The 20746-nt window shown below is 69.0% G+C and carries 17 protein-coding genes; 10 read left to right on the top strand and 7 right to left on the bottom strand.

What is annotated here, in order from left to right:
• Nucleotide 1 precedes the first annotated feature (1 nt).
• The 3 genes from OG842_RS05975 to OG842_RS05965 form a co-directional block, all read right to left on the bottom strand.
• The gene (locus OG842_RS05975) at nt 2-3595 is read right to left on the bottom strand and encodes a DUF4132 domain-containing protein (RefSeq protein WP_266728110.1); all 3594 of its coding nucleotides are present in this window, start codon (nt 3593-3595) and stop codon (nt 2-4) included.
• 286 nt (nt 3596-3881) lie between these two features.
• Nucleotides 3882-4325 carry a hypothetical protein gene (locus OG842_RS05970; RefSeq protein ID WP_266728108.1) on the bottom strand — a complete coding sequence of 148 codons (444 nt, stop codon included), beginning with the start codon at nt 4323-4325 and terminating at the stop codon, nt 3882-3884.
• The gene (locus tag OG842_RS05965; protein WP_266728106.1) at nt 4319-4777 is read right to left on the bottom strand and encodes an ATP-binding protein; all 459 of its coding nucleotides are present in this window, start codon (nt 4775-4777) and stop codon (nt 4319-4321) included. The genes OG842_RS05970 and OG842_RS05965 overlap by 7 nt, the downstream gene beginning before the upstream one ends.
• 207 nt (nt 4778-4984) lie before the next feature.
• Between OG842_RS05965 and OG842_RS05960 the strand changes: the two genes are divergently transcribed.
• The 4 genes from OG842_RS05960 (at nt 4985) to OG842_RS05945 (ending at nt 7639) form a co-directional block, all read left to right on the top strand.
• Nucleotides 4985-5845 carry a helix-turn-helix domain-containing protein gene (locus OG842_RS05960; RefSeq protein ID WP_266728104.1) on the top strand — a complete coding sequence of 287 codons (861 nt, stop codon included), beginning with the start codon at nt 4985-4987 and terminating at the stop codon, nt 5843-5845.
• Entirely contained in the window at nt 5845-6081 is a 237-nt protein-coding gene (locus OG842_RS05955) for a DUF397 domain-containing protein (RefSeq protein ID WP_266728102.1), read from the top strand. Before OG842_RS05960 ends, OG842_RS05955 begins: the two co-directional genes overlap by 1 nt.
• A gap of 121 nt (nt 6082-6202) precedes the next feature.
• Nucleotides 6203-7012 (top strand): SAM-dependent methyltransferase, encoded by an 810-nt coding sequence (locus OG842_RS05950; protein ID WP_266728100.1) that lies wholly within the window; start codon nt 6203-6205, stop codon nt 7010-7012.
• A 177-nt stretch (nt 7013-7189) separates the two neighbouring features.
• Nucleotides 7190-7639: a YchJ family protein gene (locus tag OG842_RS05945; protein ID WP_266728098.1), complete on the top strand. Its 450-nt coding sequence runs from the start codon at nt 7190-7192 to the stop codon at nt 7637-7639.
• A 27-nt stretch (nt 7640-7666) separates the two neighbouring features.
• Here OG842_RS05945 and OG842_RS05940 read toward each other — a convergent pair whose 3' ends face one another.
• Entirely contained in the window at nt 7667-9742 is a 2076-nt protein-coding gene (locus OG842_RS05940; RefSeq protein ID WP_266728096.1) for an MDR family MFS transporter, read from the bottom strand.
• Between the two features lie 58 nt (nt 9743-9800).
• On the bottom strand, nt 9801-10628 hold the full coding sequence (locus OG842_RS05935; RefSeq protein ID WP_328512108.1) for a hypothetical protein: 828 nt from the start codon (nt 10626-10628) through the stop codon (nt 9801-9803).
• An 80-nt stretch (nt 10629-10708) separates the two neighbouring features.
• On the opposite strand from OG842_RS05935, the gene OG842_RS05930 reads away from it, so the two are divergent.
• Nucleotides 10709-11962 (top strand): cytochrome P450, encoded by a 1254-nt coding sequence (locus tag OG842_RS05930; RefSeq protein ID WP_328512107.1) that lies wholly within the window; start codon nt 10709-10711, stop codon nt 11960-11962.
• A gap of 73 nt (nt 11963-12035) precedes the next feature.
• On the opposite strand, the gene OG842_RS05925 is transcribed toward OG842_RS05930, so the two are convergent.
• Nucleotides 12036-12299, bottom strand: a complete 264-nt coding sequence (locus OG842_RS05925) for a hypothetical protein (RefSeq protein ID WP_266728090.1) — start codon at nt 12297-12299, stop codon at nt 12036-12038.
• Nucleotides 12300-12512: 213 nt separating this feature from the next.
• Nucleotides 12513-13727, bottom strand: a complete 1215-nt coding sequence (locus OG842_RS05920; protein WP_266728088.1) for a helix-turn-helix domain-containing protein — start codon at nt 13725-13727, stop codon at nt 12513-12515.
• Between the two features lie 830 nt (nt 13728-14557).
• Here OG842_RS05920 and OG842_RS05915 point away from each other — a divergent pair.
• The 5 genes from OG842_RS05915 to OG842_RS05895 all read left to right on the top strand — a co-directional run bounded on the left by OG842_RS05915 (nt 14558) and on the right by OG842_RS05895 (nt 20746).
• Nucleotides 14558-15490, top strand: a complete 933-nt coding sequence (locus tag OG842_RS05915; RefSeq protein WP_266728086.1) for a hypothetical protein — start codon at nt 14558-14560, stop codon at nt 15488-15490.
• Nucleotides 15491-15854: 364 nt separating this feature from the next.
• Complete coding sequence (locus OG842_RS05910) at nt 15855-16541, top strand: hypothetical protein (protein ID WP_266728084.1); 687 nt, start codon at nt 15855-15857, stop codon at nt 16539-16541.
• Between the two features lie 299 nt (nt 16542-16840).
• Nucleotides 16841-18292, top strand: a complete 1452-nt coding sequence (locus tag OG842_RS05905; protein WP_328512106.1) for a DUF6801 domain-containing protein — start codon at nt 16841-16843, stop codon at nt 18290-18292.
• 601 nt (nt 18293-18893) lie between these two features.
• Nucleotides 18894-19889, top strand: coding sequence for an ABC transporter ATP-binding protein (locus OG842_RS05900; protein ID WP_266728080.1), 996 nt, complete (start codon nt 18894-18896; stop codon nt 19887-19889).
• Complete coding sequence (locus OG842_RS05895; RefSeq protein WP_266728078.1) at nt 19886-20746, top strand: MlaE family ABC transporter permease; 861 nt, start codon at nt 19886-19888, stop codon at nt 20744-20746. Before OG842_RS05900 ends, OG842_RS05895 begins: the two co-directional genes overlap by 4 nt.

The following is a 20746-nucleotide window of genomic DNA, read 5'->3' as shown; positions in this document are numbered from 1 at the left end:
GTCACGGCGCGACGCCCTCGGTGAGTTCGGCCAGGTCGCTCAGGAACTCGGACACGGCCACCGCGTCCAGCCCGGTGAAGCGGAGCCGGTATTCGCCGCGGTTCCAGTGATCGTCGGGCCGGCTGTCGAGCCAGACCGTCTCCAGGGTCTGGTCGGGGAACATGTCGACCACGCCGACCGCGATGCCCGGGTCCAACGCGATCACGAGATAGCAGTCGTCGCTCAGGCGCTTGGAGATCCAGCGCTCCACCCCGGCGTCCTGCGGCACCCCGCGCTCCCAGCCGCGCCGCTGCAGTCCGAGAACCTTCCCGACCGGAACCTTGAGTCCCTCGAACCGGGTGAGCCGATACCCGTCGGTCTCCTCCTCGGAGAGCGCGAGCACGCTCCGCCCGAGCTGCGGGAACGGCTGCAGGATCTCGTAGTCGGCGAACAGCTCGGACCAGGCGGCCAGTTCGTCGCCGAGGTGCAACGGGTGCGCGAGCCGCACCGTCGCGTCATCGGCCAGGACGAAGACGTCGTCCTCCGCGTCGGCGAACGTACGGTCCTCCGCGACCCGGAACGCGGTGCCCGTCCCGTCCTCCGGGCCGCTCAGCCACACCAGCCGGCGCACCAGGTGCCACAGCAGCGGATGACCGACGAACAGCTCCTGGAACTCCTGGGCTGTCCAGGAACGCCCGGTCACCATCGCGGCCTCCAGGCGCCGCACCTGCTCGGAGGAGATCGTCCGGACGTCCTTCTTGAGCGCCATGAACCGCTTGCGCTCCGCCGGCGCGAGCTCCTCGTCGTCGCGGGCACCCGGCTTCGGCAGGTCCTTGCGGCGCTTGCCGTCACCGTCCAGCACGTACGGCCGCAACTGCTCGTCGAAGCCGACCGTGAACGAACGGGTGCCGTAGTCGATGACCGTCGATCCGTCCGCGTCCAGCCCGAGGTCGGGCACGAGACGGTCGGAGAGCTGTTCCCCGGTCAGCCCCAGCCCTGCGGCCACCTCTGCGATCTTCTCCCCGGCCCGTACCTTGAGCCCCTTGAACTTCACCCGCTGGGAGATGCCGTGGAGATGCAGCAGCGCCACGTCGGTGCCGATGGCGGCCAGCACGTCGAGCCCTTCGACGGCCCGGTGGTGCGCCGACTCACCAGGCCAGGACCGGATCACCGGAGTGAGCCGGCGGACCGTCTCGTCGTCGCCCAGCAGCCCCAGCGCGTGCAGCGCCCACGACTCCTTCGCGGGCATGTTCGCCAGCCGCCACTGCTCGAACACGGCCCAGGCGAACTCGGCGAGCGAAGCGGCTTCGGCCGTTTCGGTCAGCGAGGCGATTCCCGGGTACACCTCACCGGGCTTCGACAGAGCCAGCATCATCAGGGTGTGGCGCACCGCCGCCGCCGGCAGCGCACCTCCGGACCGGACCATGATCTGCGGCAGCACCGAGGGCTCCGCCCAGCCCGGCAGCACCGGCATCCTGGCGGGCAGCGCACGCTCCAGCGGGTCGGCGGCCAGCAGTTCGTCCACCACTGCCGCGGCCTCAGCGCCGTACGCCCGGGCGGCCTCGCGCACCACGTCGTCGCCGTGCGTCGTGGCGATCGACGTCAGAGCCTGCTCGGCGGCGTTCCGCGCGGCGCCCGCCTTGCCCACGGCGGCCGGCACCAGGAGCGGGGCGGCCGCCACGCCGTGCCGGGCGAACCAGGCACGGGCGGTCGCCGAGGTGGACTTGAGCCGGACCGACCAGTCCGCCATGTGCCGGGCGACATCCGCATCGACGAACGGGAGCAGCAGCGGGGCGAGCGTGCTCGGCTGCCTGGGCACGGCGCGCAGCAGCAGCGGCAGCGCGGTCAGACCGAAACGCGCGGCGACCGGCTTGAGCGTGTCCTCGGCGTCCCAGAGATCGGTCGGGTTCCAGTTGGCGAGCAGGGGGGTGACCACTTCCTCGTCGCCGTGGACGAACACCCACGCCGGTCGCAGATCATCCGCGGCCGTGCCGTGACGCAGGACGTCGATGTACTCGTTCATGTCGCCTTGGTTGCGATCACGGGTGTACCAGGAGGAGGCGGCCGCCCAGGCCGCCCGCTCCTCGGGCAGCCACTCCAGCTTGGGCTCGGACACCGGGACCAGCCCGGTCACGGGCTTGGCCCTGACCGTGGTGCGGGGCCGGGACCACGGCGGAACCGTCAGCACGGCCGGCAGTGCGTCTACCGGTGCGTCGGCGACCAGATCCACCGGATCGAGCAACGGCTGGACGATCTCCACGACCTCGGGGCCGAGCTCGCCGAGCGCCAGTGACACCACCTCGTGGTGGGCACCGACATGACCTCGGAGCAGCTGCAAGGACAGGGAAGCCGCTGCCGAACCGCCGCCCGTCCCGGCGGCCAGCAGCCGCAGCGCCCGCACCGGATAGCGGCGCATGGCTTCGAGGAGCGAGGGGCGGACGTGCTTGGAGTCCGCATGCGCCAGCAGGCCGAGGAAGGCCTCGTCCGTGGGCAGCTCCACCAGGGCTTCGGCGGCGAGCTTCAGGCTGTCCGAGTAGTAGTGGTTGGCGTCGAGCGCGTCGGCCAGCGACGGGGCGATGGCCGGGCCGACGCCCTCGGCGACCGTGGCGATGGTCGCGACACCGAGGGTGTGGTCCGGGCCGTACGGCAGCAGCGGCAGCTGGTCGGGCGAGTACAGAGAGCTGAACACCATGGCACGCAGCGTGCGGTCCTGCTCCGCGTGCACCGCCGGATCGGCGACGAGGTCGTCGACCCAGTCCGTCTCGCTCGGGGCCAGATAGGAGACGATGATCCTGCGCAGGGTGTCGGTGCGGCACACCGCCAGCGCCTCGACCGCCGCCCGGTACGTGGCTTCGTCGGCCGCGGCGAGCAGCGCGCGGACCCGGTCGATCGGCGACCGGTGGTGGTGGGCCCAGTACGAGTGGCGCGGGCCCGCGAGTGCCAACAGCCGGGGCGCGCCCCGCTTGAGACCGCTCTGCTGCCAGGTGGCGTCGACGGAGAACACCTCGGTCGCGGCCCGTGCGGCGAACGGGAGGCCGTAACGCTCCGACCAGAAGTCTGCCCACCCCGGAATGTCGGCGATCGCGGTCAGCGCGGCCGCACCGGCCGGTGTGGGGGCTCCGTCGAGGTGTGCGCGCAGTGCCTCGGCCGCCGCCGTGTCCGAATGCGGCGAGTCCGCGAACTCCTCCATCCAGGATGCGTCTTCGGTGAGCTTGGTCTCGATCGCGACGATCGCCTCCCGCCGCAGCTTGGACGGCCCGCGGCGCACTCCGCCCCGCCGCGGGTGGAGCACCCGCTTCCAGTTGTCGGGCAGGGTGAAGGTGTCCTCGTCGGGGAGAACGGGCGCGCCCGCGTCCGCGACCACGTCAGGGGAGGCCGCAGCGGCCGGGGCTGCGGGTGCCGAGGCGGACGCCTCGACCTCGCGGTACCCCTTCTTCTCCTTCTCCGCGATCGTCTTCACGACCTGGGCGGCGGCGGACTCGGCCGACGCGTACTCCTTGGTCTGCGTACGTCCGTCGCTTCCGCACCGCCCGTAGCGCACCGTCACCACGGCGCCTTCGGCCTCGGTCTCCCAGAACTTCGACGCAGTGCCCTCGACATACTCCCAGCGGCGCACAGCTCCGCCCCCTTCCCGCCCACAGCCCGCTCCGCCGCGGGCTTTTCGATCAGTGGTGCCACAGTAGAACGGAGCACTGACAACGCAGCGTGACCAAGGCGTCCTGACGGTGAATCCGCAGGTCAACCACTGGATCGCAGGCTTGCGCGGGCCACGCGGCTCCGGACGGTGACGAGTGGCGCGTCACCCCGGGCCGCACTGGAGAAGGAGCATCGCCTCAGGCCGCACCGGGGAAGCCGCATCACCCCGCGCCGCACCGGAGGACCTGAAACCGCGCCCGGCCGTGTCAGGGCGCGGAGACGGCGCGCTCGCCGCCGGACGGCGCCCAGGACGGCGCCACACCGGTGACCTGGCACACCATCAGGAAGAGCGGGATGGGCGGGGTGTAGGGCGTGCGGTTGTCGGGCTGGTGGATCAACCGGGGCCGGACGGCGGGGACGTATGCCCCCTGCGCGTAGAAGGCCTGCGCGGGCCAGTCCAGATCCAGGTCGGAGCCCGCGGGCACGATCCACCACCAGCGCTCGGCGTCCGCGAAGACGCAACCGGTGCGCGGCAGGTGGGACATCAGCCGGAAACCGTACCGGGCCGGCACCCCCACCGCGTCGCAGCCCAGGCTCGCCGACAGCGCGGGCGGCAACGGCAACGGCACCGTGCCTGCCGCACCGGAGGGGGGTCGCAGCTCACGGGGGCGGCGCGTGCCGAGCAGGTGGGACATCGCGTTCTTCAGCATGACCGCTCCGAGCCGTGCGGCAGTTCCGCCCAGACGATGCGGCCCGAGCCGTTGCACGCGTCGCGGGAACCCCACGAACTGGACATCGCGTCGACGAGCAGCAGGCCGCGTCCGTGCTCGTCGTCGGCGGTACGGCACAGCTGCGGCCCGCCGGGCTGGTGTCCCTGGTCCTGCACGGCTATCCGCAGCCGTCTGTCGAGGCAGCGCAGCTCGCACACGACGCGAGCGCTCATGGTGTGCACGATCGCGTTGGTGACCAGCTCGGAAACGATCAGGATCGCCGATTCGTGGGCGTCCGCGTCGAGCTGCCACAGATCGAGCCGGGCCCGGGTCAGCCGCCGTGCGCCGGCCACCGATTCGGGGTGCGCGGGCAGGGCGAAGCAGTACCGGAGCGCCTCCGTCCCGGGACTGAGATCCATGAGCCGGGGGATGAGCGCACTGCCAGGTGCCACAACCGATTCCTCACAGTGGGGGCTGCGTCACGCTCCGCGCACTCACCTGAATGAGGGCGGTCGCGACATCGTGAACTGGTTCACTCACCAACTCTCCCCCTGTCGCGAACACTTGGCAAGGGGCACTCTGAAAATTTCAGAGTGGCTGTGTTCTGGGCGGCCCGCGCATGGCACACTGCTCAAAAACAGCGCATGGGGAGGTCTGAAGTGAGCGAACCGCGGTCCGCCCCGACCGTGGGTCAGGTCGTTCTCGGCAAGCGCCTGCAGGATCTGCGGGAGCGCGTCGGCCTGAGCCGTGACCAGGCTGCAAAGGTGCTGCGGGTCGCCCCTGCGACGATACGCAGGATGGAGACCGCCGAGGTCGCTCTCAAGATCCCCTATGTACAGATGCTGCTGAAGGCCTATGGGGTCTCCGACGACGAGGCTGACGCCTTCGTGGAGCTCGCCGAGGAGGCCAACAAGCCCGGCTGGTGGCAGCGGTTCCACGATGTGCTGCCCGACTGGTTCAGCATGTACGTCAGCCTTGAGGGCGCCGCGAGCCTGCTGCGCATGTACGAACCGCACTTCGTCCCCGGACTGCTGCAGACCGAGGACTACGCGCGCTCGGTGATGCGCACCGGAGCCGTGGGCCAGACCAGACCCGAGGACATAGAGCGCCACGTGGCGCTGCGGATGGAGCGCCAGTCCCTGCTGACGCGGCCGGATGCCCCGAAGCTGTGGGTGGTGATGGACGAGACGGTGCTGCGCCGTCCCGTCGGCAGCGTCGACGCCATGCGGGAGCAGATCGACCGGCTGCTCGAAGCGACCGAGATGCCGCATGTGACACTGCAGATCGCGGAATTCTCGACGGGACACCACCCGGGTACCTACGGCCCGTTCGTACTCTTCCGCTTCGGTGTCCCCGAACTCCCCGACATGGTCTACAGCGAGTACCTGACCGGTGCCGTCTACTTCGACGCGCGCCCCGAGGTGGCCTCCTACCTCGAAGTCATGGACCGCATGGCGGCTCAGGCCGCGACTGCACAACGCACGAAGGAAATCCTCCGGGACTTCCGCAAGGAGCTGTGATGGATCCCATATACAACGGCATGCCGGCCGCCGAACTCGGCTCCGAGGGCTGGCACAAGCCGTGGAGTGGTGGGAACGGGGGAAATTGCGTCGAAGCGATGAAGCTGTCCGACGGCAGGGTCGCCGTGCGCCAGTCCGCCGACCCGGACGGCCCGGCCCTGATCTACACTCCGCGCGAGATCGCCGCGTTCATCCAGGGCGCCAAGTCCGGTAAGGCGGACTTTCTGCTCACCTGATCCGCGGCCTTCGGCCGGGCCCCGCATCCGGCCCGGCTTTCTTGCCCGAATCACCGGCGCCGGAGCCGTCCCGGCCGCACACTCTTGTTGTTCGCCGACCTCTGGACCCATGGAGCGCGCTATGACCGGGCACGACCCCCGAGCCATCGAGATCGACACCACCAAGCCTCATCCCGCCCGGATGTACGACTGGTTCCTCGGCGGCAAGGACAACTACCCGGTCGACGAAGAGATGGCCCGGCAGCTGCTCGCCCTGGACGCACGGGGGCGTGACATGGCCCGGGTGAACCGAGCCTTCATGCACCGGGCCACCCGATGGCTCACCGAGAACGGCATCCGTCAGTTCCTCGACATCGGCACCGGCATACCGACCGAGCCGAACCTCCATCAGATCGCCCAGCGGACCGCCCCGGACGCGCGCATCGTCTACTGCGACAACGACCCGATCGTCCTCGCGCACGCGGCGGCCCTGCTGCGCTCCACCCCGCAGGGCGCCACCGAGTACATCCAGGCCGACGCCCGCAAGCCGGAAGCCATTCTCGAAGAGGCCGGCAGGGTGCTCGACTTCGACAAGCCGATCGCCCTGTCGCTCCTGGCCCTGCTGCACTTCCTGGACGACGAGGACGGCGCGGCCGAACTCGTCGACCGTCTCGTCGAGCGGCTCGCCCCCGGCAGCTACCTGGTGCTCTCGCACACCACCGGGGACTTCGACCCCGAGCGCGCGGCGCAGGCGTCCGAGATGTACCGGGCCCGGGGGATGACGCTGTGCCTGCGCTCGCACGCCGAGGTCTCCACGTTCTTCGACGGACTCGAACTCGTCGAGCCGGGGGTGTCGCTCTCCGCGGACTGGCACCCGGAGCTCGGCGAAGTGGTCGAGGTCTCCGGCGACGAGCCGATCCCGGGCTACGCGGGCGTCGCCCGCAAGCCCTGACCTCGTTCTCCTGGCCTGGTCCGGCCTGGTCCGGACCAGGAGGTCCGGACCAGGAGGCCCCGGCCCCTGAGCCGGGCCCGCCGCAGGTCCCAGGGCCCCGGCTCCTGAGCCGACCACGCCGCAGGTCACAGGGGACCGGCGCTCTGAGCCGGCCCTGCCGCAGGTCACAATGGACACATGTCACGACGCACGAAACGACCGGGACGAGCCGCCCCTGCCGAAGCACGGCCCCCCGTGGTCACCGCGGACTCGCCGTGCCCGTGCGGCCTGCCCGCCACGTACGCGGACTGCTGTGGCCGGCTGCACGCCGGGACCGCCGCCGCGCCGACCTGCGAATCGCTGATGCGTTCCCGGTATGCCGCCTTCGTCGTCCGGGACGAGGCATACCTGCTGCGCACCTGGCACCCCGACACCCGGCCGCCCGCCGTCGACTTCGACCCCGGGATGCGATGGGTGCGTCTGGAGGTGCTGGAGACGACCGACGGCAGCCCGTTCCACACCACGGGTACGGTTACCTTCCGCGCGCACTACACGGACAACGGGCGGCCGGACTCGCTCCACGAGAAGAGCCGCTTCGTCCGGCACGACGGTGCCTGGGTGTACGCGACCGCGGTCTTCGTCGACTGACACCCGCGGTGCCGCGGCCCGGCCCGTTCAGGCCGCCGTCCCGGCCAGGGCCCTCTCCGGCTGCAGCTCCTGCGCCAGGTCCTCCGCCAGCAGCCGCTTGGCGATCACGTCCACCGCGGCCCTCAGCTGCCGGTCGTCCGGGCGTGCCCCGTGCTCGTCCAGGCGCTCGTTGAGCCACCGCGCCCACGCGTCGGTGATCGCGGCGGCCTCCCGGCTCCCGGCGGCGGTGTGCGTGAACACACGGCCGTCGCCGGTGAGATAGCCCTCCTCGATCATCCGGTCGAAGACCGGCACCAGCACCTCGGGCGGCAGCCGGTGCCGGGTCGCGATCAGCCGCAGACCCGCGTGGCCCACCATGCGGGTGAACAGCTCGACCTGCATCACCGCCCAGGCGCCCGCCATGTCCAGCCGGGTGTCCGAGTCCGCGACGATCCGCCGTGCCGTGTCCGGGCCCACCCCGTGCAGGATCTTGGCCACGGCGAACTCGAGGAGCTTGGCCGAGTCGCCGGTGCCCGGCTGCGCGAAGCCCTCGCCCATGTCCGTGGAGCCGACCCGGGCCGTGTCCCGCAGCTTCACCTGCTTCAGGAAGAGAGCGACGAGGAACCCGAGCACCGCGACCGGCACCGTCCACAGGAACACGGTGTGCAGCGTGTCCGCGTACGCCTGGGCCAGTGGCGCGGACTGCGCGGGGGGCAGCCCGTGCAGTCCCGCCGGGCTCTGCGCGGCCTTCGCCAGCGTCGCGGGGTCGCCGCCGGCCCGCGCCGCCGCGGCGACGCCGTCGGTCAGATTGGGCTTCAGGGCGTTGGCGTAGATCGTGCCGAATACAGCCGTGCCGAAAGAGCTGCCGAGCGTACGGAAGAACGTCACGCCCGATGTCGCCGTACCCAGGTCCGCGTAGTCGACCGTGTTCTGCACGGCGATCGTCAGTACCTGCATGGCCAGACCGATGCCGACGCCGAGCACCAGCATGTACAGCGACTCCAGCCACACCCCGGTGCCCGGACCCATCCGGGAGAGCAGATACAGCCCCACCGCCATGATCAGCGAGCCGACGATGGGGAAGATCCGGTACCGGCCCGTCTTGGAGACCACGTTGCCGCTGAAGATCGAGGCGACGAGCAGCCCGAGGACCATCGGCAGTGTCCGTACGCCCGACAGGGTCGCCGAATCCCCGTCCACGTACTGCAGATAGGTCGGCAGGAAGATCATCGCGCCGAGCATCGCGAAGCCCACGATGAAGCTCAGGATCGAGCAGACGGTGAACACCGGATTCCGGAAGAGCCGCATCGGCAGCATCGGCTCCTGCGCCCGGAACTCCACGAGGCAGAAGAGCGCCAGTGCGACCAGGCCGCCCGCGAAGAGACCGAGGATGACGGGGGAGCCCCACGCGTACTCGTTGCCGCCCCAGCTCGTCGCCAGGATCAGCGCGCTCGCGCCGACCGTGACCATCGCGATGCCCAGGTAGTCGATGACGGGCCGGCCGGCGGCCTTGACCGAAGGGATCGTCCGGGCCGCGGCGATGACCACCGCGATCGCGATCGGCACATTGACGTAGAACGCCCAGCGCCAGCTCAGATGGTCGGTGAAGAGTCCGCCGAGCAGCGGCCCGATCACCGTCGAAACCCCGAAGACCGCGCCGATCGCTCCCTGGTACTTGCCGCGTTCACGCAACGGGATCACATCGGCGATCAGCGCCATCGAGGTGACCATCAGTCCGCCGGCTCCGATGCCCTGCAGCCCGCGCCAGACGATCAGCAGCGTCATGTTGGTCGCGAGGCCGCAGAGGAACGAGCCGGTGATGAAGATGACCGCCGACAGCTGGAAAATGATCTTCCGGCCGAACAGGTCGCCGAACTTGCCCACCAGGACCGTGGCCACCGTCTCCGCGAGCAGATACGCGGTCACCACCCAGGACATATGGGCGGCGCCGCCGAGGTCCGAGACGATCGTCGGCAGCGCGGTGCCGACGATCGTCTGGTCCAGGGCGGCCAGCAGAATTCCCAGCACGATCGTCGCGAAGACGATGTTCCGGCGGCGCGGATCGAGTACGGGCGGCGCGGCGGCACTCTGCGCGACGGGGGCGGTCTCGCTGGCAGTGGTCACGCTTGCACCATCACACCGGCCCGCGCTTCGCGCATGTGGGGGACGGCCGGACGGGTCGTCAGGCCGGCAGATCCCGCAGAGAAGCCTTAAGCCGGGTCACGAACGCCTCCCGTACGGGCCCCGCCACCCGGTCCAGCGAGAGATACGGATTGAGGTCCTCCAGCTCGACGAGCAGCAGCTCGCCCCGCGCGGTCCGGCAGGCGTCGACCCGCTGGATGCCGTGGTCGAGGGTGTTCCACTCCACGAAGCCGCGGGCGAACGCCAGGTCCGCCGCGTCCGGCGCGTACGGCTCCAGCACCCACCGCTGCTCCGGGTCCGGTGCGTACAGCGCGTACTGGAAGTCGTGGTCGATGAAGTAGAAGGACACCTCGTAGCGGAAGTCGATCCGGGGCTGGACGAGCATCGTGCCGTCCTCGCCCGCCGGCAGCGCGGCCTCCCGCACGAACCGCAGCCCGGCCGAGTCCGCCCCCAGCTTAGGCTTGACCACGTACTCGGGTGCCTCGGGCAGCGCACCCAGGTCGGCCGCCCGGTCCACCGTGGGGATCACCGGGTGCCCGGCCCGGCTCAGATCGACCAGGTACTGCTTGCCCGCCATGTCCCCGCGGCCGTGCAACGGGTTGTAGACCCGGGTGCCCAGCTCCCGCGCCCGTGCCCGGAACGCGTCGTACGCCTCCTGGTAGTGCAGCACCGGACCGCTGTTGCGTATGACGACCGTGTCGAAGCCGTCCAGCAGCGCGGCGGCGTCCCGGGGGTGACAGAGCGCGACGTCGAACTCCTCCCGCAGCCGCGCGGTCAGCTGGATGTCCTCGTCGCAGTAGCGGCGGCCACGCGCCTGGTAGGCGAGGTCGGTGACGAACAGGACGGACGCTCGCGGGCCGGCTGGCATGGCGTTCCCCCAGGGGGTGTGTCGGTGGAGAGCTGATCAATAACCTTGACGGCGTTGCCCGTTCACGACCCTGGAGCGTCATGACGTCTGCCCCGCACGAGCCGGCCGCATCGCAATCGCTGTCGCTGCCCGACATTCTCTCGCCCGCCTTCGCGGCCGATCCCTACGGGGCGTACCGGATCATGCGCGAGAGCGCGCCGCTGATCCGGCACGAGGCCACGAACAGTTACATCGTCTCCCGGTACGAGGACGTCGAGCGGGTCTTCAAGGACCGGGCGGGGGAGTTCACCACCGACAACTACGACTGGCAGATCGAACCCGTCCACGGCCGGACGATCCTCCAGCTCAGCGGCCGCGAGCACGCCGTCCGCCGGGCCCTGGTCGCCCCCGCCTTCCGGGGTACGGACCTCCAGGAGAAGTTCCTGCCGGTCGTCGAGCGCAACGCACGCGAGCTGATCGACGCCTTCCGGCACACCGGTGAAGCCGATCTCGTCTCCGCCTTCGCGACCCGCTTCCCGGTCCTCGTCATCGCCGACATGCTCGGCCTGGACCGGGCGGACCACGAGCGCTTCCACGGCTGGTACACCACCGTCATCGCCTTCCTCGGCAATCTGGCGGGCGACCCGGAGGTGGCCGCGGCCGGTGAGCGGACCCGCAGGGAGTTCGCCGAGTACATGATCCCGGTTATCCGGCGGCGCCGGGACGAGCCGGGCGACGACCTGCTCTCCGCGCTCTGCGCCGCCGAGGTCGACGGGGTGCGGATGAGCGACGAGGACATCAAGGCCTTCTGCAGCCTGCTGCTCGCGGCGGGCGGCGAGACCACCGACAAGGCCATCGCCTCCGTCTTCGCCAATCTGCTTACCCACCCCGAGCAGCTCGCCGCGGTGAGGGAGGACCGCGGCCTCGTCGACCGGGCCTTCGCCGAGACCCTGCGCCACACCCCGCCGGTCCACATGATCATGCGCCAGACGGCGAAGGAGGTGGAGCTCAGCGGCGGGACGGTCCCGGCGGGGGCCACCGTCACCTGCCTGATCGGCTCCGCCAACCGCGACGAGTCGCGCTACCGGGAGCCCGACCGGTTCGACATCTTCCGCTCCGACCTGACCAGCACCACCGCCTTCTCGGCGGCCGCCGACCACCTGGCGTTCGCGCTCGGCAGGCACTTCTGCGTCGGCGCGCTGCTGGCCAGGGCGGAGGTGGAGACGGGGGTGAACCAACTGCTGGACGCGATGCCCGACCTGCGGCTGGCGGACGGCTTCACCCCCACCGAGCACGGCGTCTTCACCCGGGGCCCGCGCTCGCTGCCGGTGCGGTTCACCCCGGTCACCGGCTGAGACCGGGGCAGCCGGGGGATCAGGGCCGTGAGCCGCCCCGTCTCCCTGCTGCGAGACGGATGTGGCGAAGGGGTCACCAGGAGCTGCCGGGGCGCACCGCGAGCCGGGGGTGGTGGGCGGCGAGGACCTTGTTGGCGCGGGCCAGTTCGGAGAGTGCCTGCTCGCGGTCGGCCCGGTCCTCGTCACAGAGCCGCGGACCGCGGAACCTGCGCACCTCGCGCGCGGCGCAGTCGGCGTCGAATTCCGCCTGGAGGATGTGCGGCGGGATGCAGGACCCGATCAGCGCGGCAACCCGGTCCGGGATCGGCACGGGGACGAGGAGGTGTGAGGCGGTCATGGGGGGTCCCTCTCGCAATGGTCGGCCAGGAGGCTGGTTCTCGGCTCGGCCGCCGGGTGCGGCGGCCGATATCTCCATGTGTACGGGACGCGGTTCCGGGTTTCTTGCTGAGAACGTCTCCGTGTGGCAACCGTTTGAGAGTGACCGTCTATTTCGCCTTACCCGTAAGTAAGTTGACTCATGGTGAGGACCGTGATCCGGCTGATGACCGACTCAGAGCGCTGTTTCTTCGCCACGGGCCCGTAACTGGAGTGCCCGCAGCACGGCCTCGGTGGAGAACCGGCTCTCGGGATCGGTCAGTTGCTCGCCGAAGATGGACTCCAGATTGCGCATCCGGTAGCGGACGGTCTGCGGGTGGACGTCCAGCAGCTCGCCCATGTGGGCTGCGGTGCCACGGGTGTCCAGCCAGATCCGCAGGGTCTCGACCAGCCGCTCCCGGCGGGTGGCGCTGATCCCGGAGATCGGGGCCAGTTCGCGCTGGGCGAGCTGGTCGACCAGTACCGGGTCGGAGAGCAGCCACAGGGTGATGAGGTGGTCCTCGCAGAGGATTACGGGCGCGTCGTCGATGATGTTCGTGTCGACGAGTTCGAGCACGCGCCGTGCCCAGCGGATCGAGTCCGAGGCCAGGGCGGTGGGCACGGTCAGGCCGATGGCGGCGTGGGTGCCGAGGAGCGCCTCGTCCAGCATGCGTCTTCGGGCTTCGTCAAAGACTCCGGGGATCAGTAAGTGAGGTTGGGGGGCGCTGAGATCGGCCAGGACGTCGCGGCCTGCCACGGCCCGGTCCAGGGTGGCGGGGGAGCGGACGGCGACCAGGGTGACTTCCTCGGGAAGCGTCCATCCGGTCTGTTCGCAGAGCTCGGCGATGGCGGTACGGGGGGCGGGGCGGCCGGCGAGGATCAGGTGCAGCAGCCGGCGGCGCATGGCCTCGGTCTGTTCGCCGGTCTGTGACTGCACCTCCAGGAAGCCTTCCCGGGACAGGGATTCGAGCTCGTCGATGTAGGCGAAGAGCGCGTCGGCGAAGCTGAGCATGAGGGTCGGCGAGAAGTTGTAGCTGCGGCCGACCTTCTTCGCCCGGCGCAGCGCGACCCGGGCCCCGAGCCGGTAGGCGCCCTGGAGCGTCTCCATCGTGCGCCCCTCGTACGCCTCGAAGCGCCCGAACCGCCGGCACATGTCGTCGCGCAGCGAGGTCGAGGCGGACGGCTCGGCGACCAGGTCCACGAACGAGGAGAGGCTCTGCTCGACACCGACGCGGATGGCCTGTCCGTTGGGGCCGCTGAGCAGCCGGGCGTACTCCGGATAGGCCCGGGTGACCTCGACGCCGATCTCCTTGATCAGGCTCGGCAGTTCGGGCCGCATGATGGCGGCGAATTCCTGGGGGAGCGGCCCGAGTGGATCCCCCGTGTCCCACGGCTGAATGAGTTCTGGCATGACTGTCCCCTTGCTCTCCGGCGCCCGGTGGGGGGTCAGGCGGTGGGGAAAGCGCTCCCACGGACCGACAGGTGCGTACCAAGTCCGCGATGAAGATAGACCAAGTGAGCTGCACTGCCCACTACTTCTGCAAGGTCGAAGTGCAGGGGACACACATTATCGGCCGCATTGTGGACGTCGGCGCAGGTGGGCGGCAGTGCTCACTTTCGGACAATGTATTTTGGCCGCTTGTTGCTCTACGACAAAGCCCGACGCCGCACAACTCGGGGTGGGGGTCAGGCGGGTGGCGGGCAGCGGGTGGCGGGTGCAGGAATCGGCGGTCGGCGGAAGTGGCGGCGACGGTGTCCACTGTGTGCTCGCGCCGCCTCGTGCCGGACTCCCCGGTTCCCTGCGACCGGGCATCGCCGCCGGTCGGGCTTCCTGCCGCAGGACGGTGTCCATGGCCGGCGAGCACGCTCTCCGCCCCTCGGCATACGCATCCGTTGACAAGCTCCAGGCGTACTTCTGCTCATTTCTGGATCAAAAAACGAGTATCGCAAAAGATCTTATCCGGCAGGATTGTGTCGCCGTGTTTCTCGCAAGTAACATCACGGCTCGACCAATTGAGGCATGCAATTCGTCGGTAAATCACTGCTCGACCTTCCGGCTCCGGATCCACCCGCGAAGTAACTCCGAGACGGTGCCGTCAGCGTTCCACCGGCGCAGCTGAGCCCCAGAAAGTCCCGTCCGCAACACACGCAGTCACTCCTGGCGTCGATGCCGCCTGCGTTGAAACCGGCCAACTCCATGTACGACGCCGCCCAATGGGGTGGCAGCCAAGAGGGGATGACATGAGAATCGCTTCGACCGGAGCGCGTGCGGGGCTGCTGGCAGCCTGTACCGCGTTCGTCGCCGTGCTCTCCACCGGAACGGCCACCGCGGCCACTCAACTGAACGGGCACTGGGGGCCGTTCAGCCGGTGCCCGGTGGACGCGCCCGCCATGCTGGCGGCCGACGGCGTGACGGACATCGCGACCTGTATCTCCTCGCATTCGGCCGGCGGGTCGATCAAACTCGGCAATACGCAGGTGGTGACCGGCAACACCGACCTCCAACTCGGTGTGATCCAGCACAGCGACGGCACCACGTCGCTGATCGCTCCCCCGGAGGGCGCGCTCGTCGCAGATTCCGCGGACCTGCCGGGTGGCCTGCTCGGTCTCATGTGCCCGAGCGGCATCCCCGTCGTCTCGGGAATCTGCAACCAGATCACCAACAGCACTCTCAACAAGGTGACCGCCACGATCGAACCGGCCGGGGCCCCGAGCGACTTCAATATGGCCGCGAGTTTCGGCACCGGCCAGCCGATCCTGTCGATTCCGGTCCGCATACATCTGCGGAACCCGTTCCTCGGCGACAAGTGCTACATCGGGACCACGTCCAAACCCATCGTGCTGAAGCCGCAGAACACGACGGCCCCCTCCCTCTCGCTCCAGCAGTTCGCCGGGGACGGGACGCCCAGTGACACCGGCGAGATGGGGCGTTACGTCTTCGAAGGCGCGGACCAGGGCGACTTCGGCTATGCGGTTCCGGGCGCAAGCGGCTGTGGTGCGGGCCTGCTGGACTGGGCGGTCAACCTGAAGACCAGCCTGCCTTCGGCGGCGGGCAAGAACAACGTCGTGCTGAACAGTGCCGAGACGTACTTCGCGAGCCCGTACGACCCGGCGTCCCTGGCCCCGGACGAGGGCAAGGCGCTCTCACGGTACTGGCACTCCGCGGCGCGGTAGAGCCCGCATTCCTCGGCCATGCGTGCGCCGTACTGCCGGAATACAGAGCGAAAGAAAGAAAGAGTCGCATCTCTTCTCAACTCCGAATAGGTGGAGTAACGTACTGCCGGGTAGTCGGGAAGAAATCGCACATCGATCAATGGCATCGCCTGAATTCGCGCAAAGCGATCCGGCGGAATATCGGTTACTCCGGAATCAGTCGCACGCATGATGCGGCCGAAGATTTTCCGGTGAATCAGCAAACCGCCTGCCACATCGGCGGGAGCACCTCCCCAAGAAAATTCCACGGTGGGTCGTGACTGTCCTTTCCTTCTGTGTCGCACCCCACTGATTCAGCAACGGGACAGGAAAAGGGAGAAGTTCTATGCGGAAGAAGACGAGCATCCTGGCGGCGGCCGCTGCCGCTGCCGCCGCGGTCGCCCTGACCGCTCCTTCGGCGATGGCCGGGCCCACCGCGGCCTGGAACATCGCGCCGACGGGCAGCTTCACCGGTGCCGCCGGCCAGACCATCCTCACCGACAACGTCGGCAACCAGATCAAGTGCGCCACCGCCACGGCCAACGGCACCGCCCCGGCCTCGCCCGTCGCCGGGCCCGTGCTCGCCCAGATCACCACGGCCACGTTCAACGCGCCGTGCACCGGTCCGTTCAGCAGTACGTGGACCGTCACCAGCGAGACCTCCGGCACCAACGGTCCGTGGCGGATCAACGGCAACACGCCGGGCGGCTACACGGCGGGCGCCGGTACCAACGCGACCGGTCTGACCACGGGCTACATCGACAACATCAAGGCCACGGTCACGGGTTCCAGCGTCCTCGGCCCCTGCACCTTCACGGTGACGGGCTCGGTGGACGGCCAGTACAACAACCCGACTGCCGGGGGAGCCAACGGCACCCTCGCCGTCGCGCCCGCCGCGACCAGCCCGCGCACACTGACCATCAGCAACAAGGTGGGCGGCGGCTGCGGGATCGTCGGTGCGACGGCGACCTTCAAGGGCACCTACACCGTCAAGAGCGCTTCCGGCCTCTCGCCCGTCATCACCTACAGCTGACGGACCACTCGCTCGGAGCGGATGGCCCGGCCATGGCAGTGATGGCCGGGCCATCCGGTGTGGCGCCGGTGCTCCGGGACGCATGCGGGACACTCAAGAACTGACAATTTCCCGTTCGTCGATTGTCACGGATCGTCAAGAATGACAGCGGTCGTCGGGCCTCATGAACCGTTCAAGATTCACTGCTTCCCCTCAGTTGCCACGGCGCGTACCGTACCGCTCGGTAAGTCTGGCGGTGCTGCCGGTGGATCAAAAATCCACACGTAGTTCTGAACGCGAGTTCCCGGAGGTATCGAGACATGGCAAGCAACGTGCGCTGGACAACTCGCCAGCCCGCGCGAATTGCCGCCGGTGGCCTCCTGGTCGTCGCGGCCACCTTTCTTCCGGGCGCGGATTCGATGGCCGATGCGCCGCGAACGGAGATATCCCTCGACTACAACTGCCGGTCCCCGCAAGGTACGTATTCGATAGCGGCGGTCGTCGCGGGGCGATTCCCGGCAGGCGGCGCGGTGGGCCGACCGGTGGAGTCCCGCGATGTGACGGTGCGGGTCGATCTGCCGAAGGCCGCGCTGGACGAGCTGGCAGAGCTCGACGCCACCGCCGTGTCGGCCGTCGCGCAACTGAAGGTCCTGCACGCCATGTCGAAGAAGTCCGTCATAGCCGAGTGGTCCGGGCTCCAGGCTCCCGCGCAGGACATCGCCGGGCAGGACAGTCTCGGGCTCGAAGCCGCGGGCGCGGTCCCGACGGCCACGTTCGGCTCGCCCGGCACCGCCACCCTGTCCGCCTCGGACCTGACGCTGGCTCTGAACCCGTTGAAAGAGGACGGCTCGGCCGCCGTACCGGACGTCATCGAAGTCGCGTGCCGGCCCGTGGACGGAGCGGACGCCACACTCGCTTCCTTCACCATCGACGGCCCGGTGTCGGAGAAGCCCGTCGAGCCCACCCCCGACCTGCCCGACCTGCCCGACCTCGCCGGGAAGCTCCCGCCCAGCCAGCGGGAGAAGCTGAACGACGCCCGCCGCGCGGCCAGGGCGGAGGGCGACCCCGATCCCGAACCGTGCCCCTTTCCGCCGATTTCCATTCCCACGCCGGCCGAGACATACGTGGCAGGGTTCACGAACGTCAAGAAGCTCAAATCGGCGGCGCTGCTCGGGCCCGCACATCTGAATGTCATTCTGATGAAGACGTACACCGCAGATCCGTGCACGGACACCTTCACGGTGCTCAGTGAAGCAGAATTCGACTACAAGGGGCGTCGGCAAATGCCTCCGGCGCAGGGGACATTCCTCACCTACGGATTCATGCCGACGACCGCGACCATGGTGATGACCCAGGTGGGTCCGCCCGCCCTCATCAAGTCCGTCAGCCACAACGCCGACCCCAGGATCCCGGAGGACACGACCGTCACCGCCGAGTTCCAACTCACCATCAGCAATGTCCGCGTCAATGGCGAACCCCTCGACGTGGGCTCCAACTGCCGGACGGTCAAACCGATCAAGCAGACGCTCTACGCATTCGGTACGGGCAATCCGCCCTCGGGATACACGGTCAACCGCGGCGGCACGATGAGTGGGGATACCGATATCCCGGCATTCACGGGCTGCGGTGTCGACGAGGACGTGTCACCACTGCTGACGGCGTCCATCTCCGGTAGCGGAAACTACATCAAGATGACGCAGTCCCCCCTGTGCGTGGGCAGCAACCCGGACAGCCCGGACTGTCCCCCGAAGAAGCCCGTTCCGGAACGCTGAGCCCGTTCGACGCCGGCCGCCGGCCCCGACCCCGTCAAGGGTCGGGGCCGGCGGCCGTGCCGTTGTCGCGGCCGGGTGTGTGCTTCTTCGTGGACGCCGAACGTGCGGCAGGTGCCAATCCCCGGGTGGACGATCTCCCGCGTCCTTCGGAATTCATCACTCCCGGACAGGTTTTTCCCGGCGATCACTCACTCGTTTACAAGTGATCGCCGCCCCTCGGGCATCGTGGAGAAAGTTCGGCTTTCGGTATTGCGGAGTCAGGTTACTCAGTCGTAGCGTCCCGTATGGCCAGCACAGGAATGCGCCGGCATCCGCTTGCCGGTGCCCCGCGGCTCCGGCTCGTCGGGCCGTGGGCCCCCACCTCTCCACCGAGTGCTTGCGCATGTTTCAACAAAGCCGGGCGGCTGATTTGTCAATGAGTGACAAGTGATCCACTCCCGGCACCTGGTTCGTCGATTTCCGCTGCTCAACGGCTTGCCCTGACGGTTTCGGCGGACATAGCGTGCGCCTCCTGGTGCATGTGTGACGAGCCGCCATTGCATTTATCGGAGCCGGAGCGCTGACAGATGACTTCGTTCACAACAACTTCGAAGGAGGGCCGATGGGAATCGAAGTAGTAGTCGAGGGCCTCACGAAGTCCTTCGGCAAGCAGAACATCTGGCAGGACGTCACCCTCACACTGCCCGCCGGAGAAGTGAGCGTGATGCTCGGGCCTTCCGGCACCGGAAAGACCGTCTTCCTGAAATCCATCATCGGTCTGCTGAAGCCGGAACAGGGTCGCGTCCTCATCAATGGCGTCGACATGGTGAACAGCCCGGAACGCGAGATCATGGAGACCCGGAAACTCTTCGGGCTCATGTTCCAGGACGGCGCCCTCTTCGGATCGATGTCGCTCTTCGACAACATCGCCTTCCCCTTGCGTGAACACACCCGCAAGAAGGAATCCGAGATCCGGCGGATCGTCATGGAGCGGATCGACATCGTCGGCCTCCTCGGGGCCGAGGACAAACTGCCGGGCGAGATCTCCGGCGGAATGCGCAAGAGGGCCGGCCTGGCCCGCGCCCTCGTCCTGGATCCGCAGATCATCCTCTGCGACGAACCGGACTCCGGACTCGACCCGGTCCGCACCGCGTACATCTCCCAGCTGCTCATCGATCTCAACGCGCAGATCGACGCGACGATGCTGATCGTCACCCACAACCTCGACATCGCGGCCACCGTCCCGGACAACATGGGGATGCTCTTCTGCCGCAACCTCGTCACTTTCGGACCGCGCGAGGTGCTGCTCACCAGCGACATGCCGGTCGTCTCCCAGTTCCTCGCGGGACGCCGCGAAGGGCCCATCGGGATGGCGGAGGAGAAGGACGCCGCCACCCTCGCCGAGGAGGAGATGAACGGCTACGGGGTCGGCATCAGCTCCGCCAACGCGCCCCGCACCGTCGTACCCCAGCTGGAGCCCTCGCCCGGCATGCCCGTCCGGCAGGCCGCGTTGCGCCGCCGGGAACGGGTCCTGTCGATGATGGGCCAGCTGCCCGAGGCCGCCCGCACGGCCATCATGAAGAGCTACACCCCGGCCGTGGGCGGTGAACGCCTGTGACGGCCCCCATGCCGGTGCGGCCCCCCGAGCCGCCTCCGGCCGAGGCGGCCGGCGCGACGGCGTCCCAGCGGCCGGAGCAGAAGGCCCCGAACCGGCTGCTCTCCCCGCTGCGCGAGACCGGGAAGCTTTTCTCGCTCGCTGCGACCGTGAGCCGGGAGGTCTTCCGACGTCCATTTCAGGTACGGGAGTTCATCGAGCAGTTCTGGTTCGTCGCCAGCGTCACCATCCTGCCCGCCGCACTCGTCTCGATCCCGTTCGGCGCGGTCATCGCCCTCCAGGTCGGCTCGCTGACCCAGCAGCTCGGCGCGCAGTCGTTCACCGGCGGCGCCAGCGTACTCGCCGTCATCCAGCAGGCCAGCCCCATCATCGTGGCCCTGCTGATCTCCGGCGCTGCGGGCTCCGCCATCTGCGCGGACCTCGGATCGCGGAAGATCCGCGAGGAACTCGACGCGATGGAGGTCATGGGCGTCTCGCCCATCCAGCGCCTCGTCGTCCCCCGCGTCCTGGCCACCATGCTGGTCGCCGTACTGCTGAACGGGCTCGTCTCCGTCGTCGGCACGCTCGGCGGCTACTTCTTCAACGTGATCCTCCAGCACGGCACCCCCGGCGCCTACCTGGCCAGCTTCTCCGCCCTCGCCCAGCTCCCCGACCTGTACATCAGCGAGGTCAAGGCGCTGATCTTCGGCTTCATCGCGGGCATCGTCGCCGCCTACCGGGGACTCAACCCGCGCGGCGGCCCCAAGGGTGTCGGTGATGCGGTGAACCAGTCCGTCGTCATCACCTTCATGCTGCTGTTCTTCGTGAACACGGTCCTCACGGCGATCTACCTCCAGATCGTCCCCGCGAAGGGGAGCTGA

Source organism: Streptomyces sp. NBC_00376 (assembly GCF_036077095.1).
Classification (GTDB): domain Bacteria; phylum Actinomycetota; class Actinomycetes; order Streptomycetales; family Streptomycetaceae; genus Streptomyces.
Note: the sequence above shows the minus strand (reverse complement) of the source record. Positions and strands in the feature narration are given on the sequence as shown.